The 10,798-nt window shown below is 55.3% G+C and carries 8 protein-coding genes and 2 pseudogenes; 5 read left to right on the top strand and 5 right to left on the bottom strand.

The window, feature by feature from the left end; genetic code table 11:
• From Q0C48_RS05100 to Q0C48_RS05080, 5 genes and pseudogenes are all read left to right on the top strand, one after another.
• A pseudogene (locus tag Q0C48_RS05100) lies at nt 1-1,128 on the top strand (site-specific DNA-methyltransferase); the annotation flags it as partial.
• 9 nt (nt 1,129-1,137) lie between these two features.
• Nucleotides 1,138-2,178, top strand: a complete 1,041-nt coding sequence (locus tag Q0C48_RS05095) for an SIR2 family protein (protein WP_291522140.1) — start codon at nt 1,138-1,140, stop codon at nt 2,176-2,178.
• Nucleotides 2,175-3,938: an ATP-binding protein gene (locus tag Q0C48_RS05090; RefSeq protein WP_291522139.1), complete on the top strand. Its 1,764-nt coding sequence runs from the start codon at nt 2,175-2,177 to the stop codon at nt 3,936-3,938. The genes Q0C48_RS05095 and Q0C48_RS05090 overlap by 4 nt, the downstream gene beginning before the upstream one ends.
• Nucleotides 3,935-4,924 carry a virulence RhuM family protein gene (locus tag Q0C48_RS05085; protein ID WP_291522138.1) on the top strand — a complete coding sequence of 330 codons (990 nt, stop codon included), beginning with the start codon at nt 3,935-3,937 and terminating at the stop codon, nt 4,922-4,924. The genes Q0C48_RS05090 and Q0C48_RS05085 overlap by 4 nt, the downstream gene beginning before the upstream one ends.
• A 7-nt stretch (nt 4,925-4,931) precedes the next feature.
• Nucleotides 4,932-7,013, top strand: coding sequence for a UvrD-helicase domain-containing protein (locus tag Q0C48_RS05080; protein WP_291522137.1), 2,082 nt, complete (start codon nt 4,932-4,934; stop codon nt 7,011-7,013).
• 117 nt (nt 7,014-7,130) lie between these two features.
• Here Q0C48_RS05080 and Q0C48_RS05075 read toward each other — a convergent pair whose 3' ends face one another.
• The 5 genes and pseudogenes from Q0C48_RS05075 to Q0C48_RS05055 form a co-directional block, all read right to left on the bottom strand.
• Nucleotides 7,131-7,802 carry a hypothetical protein gene (locus tag Q0C48_RS05075; RefSeq protein ID WP_291522136.1) on the bottom strand — a complete coding sequence of 224 codons (672 nt, stop codon included), beginning with the start codon at nt 7,800-7,802 and terminating at the stop codon, nt 7,131-7,133.
• Between the two features lie 235 nt (nt 7,803-8,037).
• Nucleotides 8,038-8,715, bottom strand: coding sequence for an HNH endonuclease (locus Q0C48_RS05070; RefSeq protein WP_031575434.1), 678 nt, complete (start codon nt 8,713-8,715; stop codon nt 8,038-8,040).
• A gap of 12 nt (nt 8,716-8,727) precedes the next feature.
• Nucleotides 8,728-9,420 (bottom strand): L,D-transpeptidase, encoded by a 693-nt coding sequence (locus tag Q0C48_RS05065; protein WP_291522135.1) that lies wholly within the window; start codon nt 9,418-9,420, stop codon nt 8,728-8,730.
• A 71-nt stretch (nt 9,421-9,491) separates the two neighbouring features.
• Nucleotides 9,492-9,749, bottom strand: a complete 258-nt coding sequence (locus Q0C48_RS05060; RefSeq protein ID WP_291522134.1) for a hypothetical protein — start codon at nt 9,747-9,749, stop codon at nt 9,492-9,494.
• Between the two features lie 479 nt (nt 9,750-10,228).
• Nucleotides 10,229-10,480 (bottom strand): annotated as a pseudogene (locus tag Q0C48_RS05055) (IS3 family transposase); the annotation flags it as partial.
• Between the last annotated feature and the right edge of the window lie 318 nt (nt 10,481-10,798).

Below are 10,798 nucleotides of genomic sequence, written 5' to 3'. Positions count from 1 at the left end.
ACCCTGCCCGGTGGTGAAATCGTCAGCGCCAGCGCCTTGCTCGACTGGGAAGTCCCCCGCGACGCCCCCGCCGACTGGCCCGCCAGCACCCATGCGCCCCTCGCCGGGTTCTGGCAGGCCCGCATCGCCCGCCAACAAGCCATAGATGCCTCCATCGCCGCCAAGGCCGACTTTGAGTATCTCTACGACAAGCCCTATGAGGACAAGAAAAAGGTCCGCGTCGCCGGTCCCTTTACTGTCGAAAGCCTTTCCCCCCACCGTGTGCTGGGCGTAGATGAAAACGACGAACTCATCGACCCCAACGCCAGTAAAATCGGCGATCAGGGCTCTGGCTACGGCGAGGAACGCGACTTCACCCAGATCATTCTCGAAAACCTCAAAACCGCCGGAGTGCAGCAGGCCCACAAGGACGGCAAGATCAACTTCACCGCTCTGACCCCCTGGCCGGGTGAACTGGTCTGTGCCGACGGCCGCTATCTGGAACCCGCCGGACTGGATGGGGGCGGCACCGAGCGCCGCGCTGCCATTTTCATCGGCCCCGAATTCGGCACCGTCTCCCGCCCCGATCTGGTCGCCGCCGCCCGAGAGGCTGCCGACGCCGGATTCGACGTGCTCATCGCCTGCGCCTTCAACTACGACGCCCACGCCAGCGAATTCGACAAACTCGGCCGCGTCCCCGTCCTCAAGGCGCGCATGAACGCCGACCTGCACATGGCCAACGACCTCAAGAACACCGGCAAAGGCAACCTCTTCGTCATCTTCGGTGAACCCGACATCGACATCCTTGACGCTAAAGACGGCCAGATCCGCGTCAAGGTCAATGGCGTCGACGTCTTCCACCCCAACAGCGGCGAAGTCCACAGCGACGGCCCCGACGGCATCGCCTGCTGGTTCATCGACACCGACTACAACGAAGAAAGCTTCTTCGTCCGCCAAGCCTACTTCCTCGGCGCCAACGACCCCTACAAATCGCTGAAAACCACCCTGAAAGCGGAGATAGACGCAGAAGCCTGGGCAACGCTGAACAGCGACACCTCCCGGCCTTTTGACAAACCCGCGACGGGGCGGATTGCGGTGAAGGTCATCAACCACTTGGGGGATGAGGTGATGAAGGTGTTTAGGGTGTAAGGGGCGCGTATGGAACTGCACGAAGTTAAAGCTCGCCTTCAAAGACATTTCAGCGATGGTCTTGTTATGGTTGTCGGCTCAGGATTATCGTGTGCGGAAGGCCTGCCCGGCATGGCCGAGTTGGCAAGTCATCTGGTTAAAACAGTCGGTCCCTGTTTGGCCGGCGGCGATGCTCTAGCCTGGGCAAATATCAGCCCATTGATTGCTGAGAAAGGGCTTGAGGCTGCACTGCTTGAGAAACCACCAACGCCCACTCTTGAATCTGAAATCGTGAAGGAAACAGCTTTATTGATTGCTGAGAGGGAGCGCAGCGTCATCACCGAAGTTTTTATTGGGACAAAAACGCTACGACTCACCCGTCTGATCACCCACGTACTCATGCCGCCTTCAGGCCTTCCTATCGTTACAACCAACTATGACCGTCTTGTGGAAGTCGCCGTTGAAGAAGCTGGATTTGGTGCAGATACCATGTTCAGCGGTCGCTTTGCGGGTACATTAAATGAGCTTGAAAGCCGACTTGGGTTTTGCCGAAGAGTGACGTTCAAGAAACCTAACGTCCACTTTCACTATCAGCCGCGTGCTGTCATCTATAAACCGCATGGTAGCCTTGATTGGTATCTACGGGATGGTAAGCCCGTTTGCTACGCGGGCGATCTCCAAGGTGCACAGCGACTCATTATTACGCCCGGAAAAAACAAGTTCAGAAATGGATATGAAAGCCCATTCGATCACCACCGTAGCAGGGGGAATGAGGCCATTGATCGTGCTAGTCGCTTTCTGATTCTCGGTTACGGCTTTAATGACGACCACCTCGAAACGCATCTTTCGCCAGCTATTCGTGATGGAAGGCCCACGTTGATGCTTACGCACTCTCTTTCAAAGGCGGCGGAGGCATTGGCAGTAAATCATACCAATGTGATCGCATTAAGCCACGCCCAAGAGAATGGAATTGACGGCACATGCGTGACTATTGATAAAAACAAGTATTTTTTCCAAAAATTAGCAATTTGGGACATTGGCTTATTCATCACGGAGACTCTTGAACCATGAGCGATACATCTGCTGCGCTACAGTTTTCTGAGACCGAGTTGCTCGGTAAAGTTGTTTCCGTAGATACCAGCCGAGTGGCTGTAGACGTATCCAATTCGGTGTTGCTGACTCGAATCGGTATCGGTGGCCTAATTGCCATACGTGGAAGCACTCAGCACGAGTACCTAATCGCCATCACCGAACGCGTGACGCGCAGCCTTCGCGACGAGTTGCCTGAAGATTCAGAAAGCGACGAAGATTTGATGCTTACCTCAGTTCCGACCGACTTGTTGCGTGGTGCGCTCATTGGCACCTACCGCACCGTAGATGGTGAAAAAAAGAACATATTCAAAAGAGGTGCGGATAGCTTCCCGCAGATAGACCGTGAATGCTATGTAATAGAAAGCAGCAATTTGCAGCGTTTTATGGGAATTTTTGGGGCGGAATATCCAGAGAATGAACGCCTCAAACTTGGCACCTTTGTAGCGGATCGTACAGCAGAAGCGATTGCCAGCGGCGACAAATTCTTTCAAAGACATGCGGCGATTCTTGGGAGTACCGGTTCGGGCAAGAGCTACGCAGTAGCTCTGATTTTAGAGCGGGCGGCCAAACTGAAGTATCCGAATATTTTAGTCTTTGATATGCATGGCGAATACGCACCTCTAGCCGATGATGATAAAAATGGTTTTGCAACCCGATTTCGGATTGCAGGTCCCGGTGATTTAAAAAATCGGGGCGACGATGTGTTGTTCTTGCCTTATTGGCTGCTGAATCGAGATGAAATGCTTTCAATGGTTCTTGACCGTAGCGACCAAAACGCACCAAACCAAGCATCAAGATTTACATCTCATGTTCGAGCATTGAAGCAGAAAACGCTAGAGATTGAAGGAAAAGTCGATGTTGCCAGGACCTTTACGGTGGATTCACCAATCCCGTATCCAATTGGTGATCTTCTTCAACGTCTACGAGCTGACAATACAACCAAAGGTGTCGGTCAAAAAGGTCAAGAAGTCAAGGGAGAATGGGAAGACAAACTCACACGTTTTATTTCGCGCCTCGAAGCCAAGTTGGAGGATAGACGATATGGCTTCATGTTCATGCCGCCAGCACAAGCGAATTCTTATAGTTGGCTTGCAACTCAGACTGCCCGATTGCTGGGGGCAAACGATGGCAGAGGCATTAAGATTATCGACTTTTCTGAGGTTCCATCTGATGTACTCCCTGTTGTAACAGGCACGCTAGCCAGGATGTTGTATGACGTACAATTTTGGATGGCGCCAGAGAAACGCACTCCGGTAACACTGCTCTGTGACGAGGCACATCTTTATCTGCCAGTGCGTGATGACGCCGATGCAGTTCAGCGACAAGCCCTGGGTGCATTTGAAAGGATCGCCAAGGAAGGGCGCAAGTACGGGTTTTCTTTGCTTGTGGTCAGCCAAAGACCGTCTGATGTGAGTAAGACGATCCTAAGTCAGTGCAATAATTTTCTCGCGCTACGCTTAACCAATGATGCCGACCAAGGAGTTATCAAGCGACTAATGCCTGACTCACTTGCTGGCCTAACCAGTATTCTTCCCTTGCTCGATACGGGCGAGGCACTAATGCTAGGTGATGCGGTGCTTTTACCTTCCCGTATAAAGTTGGATAAGCCTGTGATTACGCCCGACAGCGCGACGCGCGATTTCTGGAAAGATTGGGGAACACAAGAGCCAGATAATGATGCAATCGCTAATGCTGTTGAATCCTTACGTAGCCAGACCCGCAGTTCATCGGCGCTATGACCGAACCCCAACAATTCCTAATCTACCAAAGCGAAGACGGTTCTACCCGCATTGACGTGATGCTGGAGGCGGAAACGCTGTGGCTCAATCAGAAGCAGTTGACGGAATTATTCGGCAAGGCCAAGGGCACCATCAGCGAGCACATCAGGCACATTTTTGAGGATGGGGAGCTAGATGAGCACTCAGTTGTTCGGCTTTTCCGAACAACTGCCGCAGACGGCAAACAGTATGAGGTGGCACACTACAATCTCGACATGATCCTCGCGTTGGGCTTTCGGGTGCGCAGCCCGGTGGGCGTGCGTTTTCGCCAGTGGGCCAGCGAGAAGCTCAAGGAGTATATCATCAAGGGTTTCGTGCTGGACGACGCGCGTCTGAAGAACCCTGGTAAGGGCCGGGACTATTTCGACGAACTGACCCGTCGCCTGCAAGACATCCGCACCAGTGAGCGGCGCTTTTATCAGAAAATCACCGACATTTACGCCACGAGCGTGGATTACGGCGCGCGCCACCCCCTGACTCAGCAGTTTTTCGCCACGGTGCAAAACAAGGTGCATTACGCCATCCACGGCCAGACCGCCGCCGAGTTGATCACCAGCCGCGCGGATAGCCGATTGCCGAACATGGGCCTGACGACTTGGGAAGGCGCACGTATTCGCAAGTCCGATGTGGGTGTTGCCAAAAACTATCTGAGCGAGGAGGAACTGCGCGCCCTCAATAACCTGGCCGAGCAATACCTTATCTTTGCCGAAGGCCAGGCGGCGCGGCGTATCGCAATGACGATGCAGGACTGGATCACCAAGCTGGAGGGCTTTCTGACGCTGAATGACCGCGAAATTCTGCAGGGGGCGGGCCAAGTATCTGCGGAACTCGCCAAAGCACACGCCGAGCAGGAGTTCGACAAGTTCCGGGTACTGGATGACCAGCGTTTCGAGTCGGATTTCGATCGAATGGTGCGGCAGTTACCCACAAAGAGGCCGAAGGGATGAGGCACTGATGGACTTCCGTATCTCCGATACCTTCACCGACAGCCTCGCCCGATTAACTGGCGAGGAGCAAAAACAGGCCAAGACCACCGCCTTCGATCTGCAAATGAACCCCGCGAATCCTGGCATGAGCTTTCACAAACTGGACAAGGCACGGGATAAGCATTTCTGGTCGGTACGGGTGAGCAGCGATATTCGTCTGATCGTACACAAGACGGCATCCAGCCTGCTGCTGTGTTATGTGGATCACCACGATCCGGCCTACCGTTGGGCGGAACGGCGCAAACTGGAAACCCACCCCAAGACTGGCGCGGCGCAGTGGGTGGAAATCCGCGAGCGGGTGGAAGAGATTGCCATCGCGTCGGTGCCGTCTGCACCCATTCAGAAGCCTGCCTTGTTCGCGCACTATGCGGACGACACCTTGCTGGATTATGGCGTGCCCGCCGAGTGGCTGGCCGATGTGCGTCAGGCGGACGAGGACGCCTTGTTGGCGCTGGCGGATCATTTGCCTAGTGAAGCAGCCGAGGCCCTGTTGGAACTGGCAACGGGTGGCACACCCCGCATTTCCCCCGCCTTGGCGATGGGTGCCGACCCGTTCAGTCACCCCGACGCCCAGCGCCGCTTCCGCGTGATGGCCGATATCGAGGAACTGGAGCGGGCGCTAGCCTTCCCCTGGGACAAATGGACGACGTTTTTACACCCGGCGCAACGGCAATGGGTGGAGCGCGATGAGCGTGGCCCGGCGCGCATCGCTGGTTCGGCGGGTACGGGGAAGACGATTGTGGCGCTGCATCGGGCGGTGTTTTTGGCACGTGCCAACCCGCAGAGTCTTGTACTGCTGACCACCTTCTCCGACACACTGGCTAACGCCCTGCGCGGTAAGCTGCGTAGACTGATCAACAACCAGCCCCGCATTGCCGAGCGTTTGGAAGTGGCGGGGATGGATGCCATCGGCGAGCGTTTGTTCGCCGCGACTTTCGGCGATGGCGTGCCACAGATCGCCACGCACCTGCAGATTCAGAATCTCTTGGCGGACTGTGTGGCTGCGGCAGATGGCTTGAAGTTCAGTCTGGCTTTCATGCGGGGGGAGTGGGATGACCTCGTGGATGCCTGGCAGCTCGATAGTTGGGAGGCGTATCGCGATGTGAAACGACTCGGTCGTAAAACACGACTCAGCGAGGCGCAGCGATCGGCGTTGTGGGGTGTTTTTGCGGCGATGCAGCAGCGTTTGGCGGCACAAGGCTTGATCACCCCTGCGGCCATGTTCACCCGGCTGGCTGCGGCGCTGACCGAGCGCAGGGCGGCAGGTATGGCACCCCCCTTCGATCATGTATTGGTCGATGAAGCACAGGACATCAGCGTAGCGCAGCTGCGCTTTCTCTCCGCTTTGACGGGCGATTGCCGCAATGGGCTATTTTTTGCGGGTGACCTGGGCCAGCGCATTTTCCAAATGCCGTTTTCCTGGAAATCCTTGGGCGTAGACGTTCGTGGTCGCTCCCGCACCCTGCATATCAACTACCGCACCTCGCACCAGATCCGCATGCAAGCCGACCGCCTGCTGGGGCCGGAGGTGTCGGACGTGGATGGCAATACGGAAGACCGGCGCGGCACGGTATCCGTGTTCAACGGACCCGTACCGGTGATTCGCATCTTTGCGGATACGGCGGATGAGACTGCGGCTATAGCGCAATGGCTTCAGGAACGAGTAGCGGAAGGGATGCCGCCCCACGAAATCGGCCTCTTTGTGCGCTCAGACACGGAAATAGATCGCGCCCGTGCGGTGGCTGAAGCGGCGGCGCTGCCTTTTCGTGTGCTCGATGACCAGGTCGAGACCACAGTCGGGTACACCTCTCTATGCACCATGCATCTGGCCAAGGGTTTAGAATTCCGCGCCGTAGCGGTGCTGGCTTGCGATGATGAGGTCATCCCATTGCAGGCACGCATTGAATCTGTCGCCGATAACGCCGACCTTGAAGAGGTCTACAATACCGAGCGGCACTTGTTATATGTCGCCTGCACGCGCGCCCGCGACGCACTGTTGGTCAGTGGCGTAGAACCAGGGTCGGAGTTTCTGGATGATCTTATGTCCTAAGTAGGCACCGGGGTATGGAAAATCTATCGTTTTGGTTTTATTACCCCCGGCTGAAGGCAAAGGGGCATTCTTGGAATGCCTCTTGCCTCAGGAAGGAGATCGGTCGGCCTTACCTTTTCAAAGGCCTCTGCCACACAAATGCGTAAACCTGGGGTGATAGGCCCGACGAAAGCCGCCGACGTTACGGATCAGCATGCGCATGCGCTGAGCCCGCATCTCGGGGTCAGTCGCTGCTTGCAGGTAACTGTACTCACCTAGAGTCGGACAACGGATCGATTCTCGCAGAAAAATCAGGATTTCCGAATCCATCCAACCGAACAGGGCTACCGAGAGATCCAGCTCAGAATCGTCTTTCCGAGTAGGACTGGCGAGTTGTGCGAGCAGAATGACGGTGTAATCCTCTTCCCATAGGGTGAGGCCAGAAGGGATTCTTCGGTATGGCAGCGTGAATAAAAAAGTCGGATCTACCGCAGCCAGATCCAGCAAGGACATGAGCAGTGGCTCCGAGGTATGCAGGTTGGTGGTTAGCATCCTGCGGGATAATGCCTGTTCCAGGGATAGCCGAGGTATTCGGCTGGTGTAGAAGTCCCCGCCATCCGTAGCGGCGATGCACAAGATGTCGGTTCCCCGCTGTAAGAATCCAAAAAATGACCATCCAGAATGGCTCTGACAATAGCCCAGAGGACCCGTAAATACCCATTGGTAGAAGTTCCGTTGGCGGAACGTATCGATATCCTGGACGGAGGGACCGGACAGGGTGTTTTTGAAGGAAAGCGTACTCTGGTGCATGGAAAACTCCTTATTGGTTGATGTGTCGAGATGACTCAACCAAATTACCACACGCCTTTTTTGAATCGGGGTTTTTAAAAACGGGATAGCTGCAGGTGTCCTATAGGCAGGGCGACTGCCGATCATGGATGAACTCTCGTGGTCAATGGCAGGTTGGCAGCGGAACCAGTCGTTCACATCCAGACTGGGAACGGGTAATATCTGCCAGTCTCGCTTGAGCGCAGGGTTATACAGATTATTCACGGACTAACCTGCTTACACGCTCGTAGAGCTGCGAAACCAATGTTCTTGAGTTTTCACCGTAGTGGGCCTCTCTATGGCAATTCGGGCATAGAGCAACCGCGTTGGTCACGGTGTCGGAGCCATTATCGGCAAGCTGGCGAACGTGATGCACTTCGAGGAATGGTAGCCCGTCTGAGCCATTGAAAGGGGCCGGTTGGCCGCAAGATTCGCACTTGCCATTGGCTTGTTGAAGCACCCAGGCCTTCACAGCCGCATCCCTTTGGTACTGAGTAATCGCGGATGAAGTAGCTGTTGGACGGCGATTGCCTTGAGGTTTTGAAAGGTTTTTCTTTTTCGCTTCTTCGCGCGCCTCAATTTCAAACGCGGCAACAGGGATGAATTGCCTTCCCTCGGACTGCGCAATCATTGCTTCAATTTCCGCAGCCACGTTTGCTCCAACATTCTTAGCAGGCTTGAGACCCGCCAGCCAGACACGGCCCAATAGCGTCATGACGTAGGAAATGTTTTGCATTCGATATTCAAATGCCTTTTCCGTCCGCCCAAACTTGGCTGCAAGATCCTGGTAGTAACGTTTCTTGATGAAAGGCTGGCCTTGGCGCTCCTTCCGTTGCATCTCAATGTAAGCTTCGACCGAGGCGCTTAGTTCTTCTTTGCTCCAACTGTCACTCATGTGGATACGGTCCTATCTGTATAACGACGCAAATAACCGGTTTCCCTTGGTGGAATCCGGAAAATGCTCAGCCCGCCGCAATCGGGTGCCCACCGTAACGACAGTGCCATAGTGGATGGCACTAAAAACCTGATGGGCCGCTTTATCCGGCATTTCCACGCAGCCCGCACTTTGCGGCCAGCCGTAGCCTGCGCGCGGAAAATAATGCAGGGCGCTGCCCCCGTCGAAGTAGCTTACCCATTTGATGCCGGGGTCGTCATAGGGCCGCCACTGGACCAGCGCGCCATGCCAATCATCGATATCGGTACCCCTCAGTGCAAAACCCGCGCTTTTGGCCGCACGATATAACCGCTGCTGATAGGGCGTCAGCGGGGTGGGAAAAGCGCCCTGCATCGTGGTTACCGGCAAGCGTTCGTACACTGGCCAGGAGCCGTCCGGGGTGGAGTGGAGCACGCCAGTGTTTGCGAGTGTGTGCAGGACGGCTATCAGTTTGGTACCGAACAAAGCCCACACCGTGACGGTTTCCGGGTGTCCCTTGGACACCTGCACCCATGTGTACGGCCACGGATTGCGAAAACCGCCTTTTAGAGCAACGGCAACGGCTTGTTTCAGTGCCGCTTGCGACATTTTACCCAGCGGTAAATTATCGGCATCCTCAAATTGCAGAATCGCACCCTGCCGAAAGGACGCTGGCGCCGATTCCATCGCTGCATGAAATGTTGGTGGAGTCTGCCAACGGGTTGATGGATAGAATTGCATTTCAGTAAGGGCATGAATCAACATTCTTGGTACTTCGCACAGATTCTTGGAGCCTTTGGGAAGCACGCCGCAAGGCCGTTATTCGGGTTGGTGTCTGGCGGAAGCCCCTGGCGATCGGGGACGATTTTGCCGGTTTCTTCGACTCGAATCTGGCGGATTTTGGTGAGGGCACAGAGGCCCAGCCCACCAGGCGTCGGCCCGAACTCGAAGTGTCGGCAATCCTCGCAAAACACCTTTCCAGACTTCTGGAGTTTTTCCTTGTCGGATACGGTCATTTCCTAAGCAAATCCTCTATGGTATAAGCAATTTGGCGTTCCGGCACTTTGGTAAAAAACTGGTTTCCGGTTCTCTGTTGGGATCGCAGAGCCATGCGATCACCCGATCAGGATCCACCATCTGGCCTATCTGCAGCAGAGCCGTGCGAGCAGTCGGGGATCTGTTTTCTGATTAGAATTCGCTTCGTCCGTTGCAAAGTCTGCATCCTCTTCAGTTTTATCCATATCTGCAATATCTGTCAGGTCACCGTTCAGTAAGGGTCCCGTATTATGATCATCCGCTGACGAAAGGACCCCATAAACCAGGAATCGCAAGACCATCATGGGCCATGCTGTGGCTTCCGTCTGTTTCGGGTGGCCTGTTGGTGCATCTTTCCTGCCTATAATGGCCATGAATTGACGCAGCATGCGCCTTTGGCTTTGGCTTTGGCTTTGGCTTTGGCCAGGCGGCGTCTGTCAGTTGTCGCGTTTCCCATTTCTTAAGCAGCCTTTTTATCCTGCCGCTGCGGGTTCAGCTCTACCGCACCGACGGGTGTCCAATTGCGTGTGCCGCCTGACCAGCGGGTAGGATTTCTCGCCTTGGCCGCCTCATAAAGTCCGTGATGTTTCGCCAGCAGCGCGCGATCTTCGCCCCGGTGACGCTGGGCCGGGGTGACGAAGCGAATGCGGCTGTGACGATGCTCATGGTTGTACCAGGCGATAAAGTCACGCACCCAGAACCGTGCAGCGTCCCACCTGGCCTCTCGGCTCTTCGATTTGTCACTGGTGGCTTCCTCGCCTTTTCATTGGTGTTTGAGATGGTACATATAGAGCATATAGGGCGAACGTCAAGCATCGGGCACGGGATACCCTTACCCACAAAATCCACGGCTCTAGCCCAGACAACGGAGCGGGTCCAAACCGGCCCCCGTCAGCAGGCTGGGTTGTGGTCGGCAAGCCGGGCCACAGCCCGGCTGGTTTCCCCATTTCTGGACGAAAGCCGTCCATAGGGCGGTAGCGTTTGTGGGTAAGGGAGGAGATGATGACTCTTTCCTGCTCCGGCACCCATA

The organism is Acidithiobacillus sp., assembly GCF_023255755.1.
Lineage (GTDB): Bacteria > Pseudomonadota > Gammaproteobacteria > Acidithiobacillales > Acidithiobacillaceae > Acidithiobacillus.
Note: the sequence above shows the minus strand (reverse complement) of the source record. Positions and strands in the feature narration are given on the sequence as shown.

What these genes read in the sequence shown, in the direction of transcription:
- Q0C48_RS05095 (WP_291522140.1), top strand. Translation starts at nt 1,138, where the DNA reads ATGGAACTGCACGAAGTTAAAGCTCGCCTTCAAAGACATTTCAGCGAT.
- Q0C48_RS05090 (WP_291522139.1), top strand. Translation starts at nt 2,175, where the DNA reads ATGAGCGATACATCTGCTGCGCTACAGTTTTCTGAGACCGAGTTGCTC.
- Q0C48_RS05085 (WP_291522138.1), top strand. Translation starts at nt 3,935, where the DNA reads ATGACCGAACCCCAACAATTCCTAATCTACCAAAGCGAAGACGGTTCT.
- Q0C48_RS05080 (WP_291522137.1), top strand. Translation starts at nt 4,932, where the DNA reads ATGGACTTCCGTATCTCCGATACCTTCACCGACAGCCTCGCCCGATTA.
- Q0C48_RS05075 (WP_291522136.1), bottom strand. Translation starts at nt 7,802, where the DNA reads ATGCACCAGAGTACGCTTTCCTTCAAAAACACCCTGTCCGGTCCCTCC.
- Q0C48_RS05070 (WP_031575434.1), bottom strand. Translation starts at nt 8,715, where the DNA reads ATGAGTGACAGTTGGAGCAAAGAAGAACTAAGCGCCTCGGTCGAAGCT.
- Q0C48_RS05065 (WP_291522135.1), bottom strand. Translation starts at nt 9,420, where the DNA reads ATGGAATCGGCGCCAGCGTCCTTTCGGCAGGGTGCGATTCTGCAATTT.
- Q0C48_RS05060 (WP_291522134.1), bottom strand. Translation starts at nt 9,749, where the DNA reads ATGACCGTATCCGACAAGGAAAAACTCCAGAAGTCTGGAAAGGTGTTT.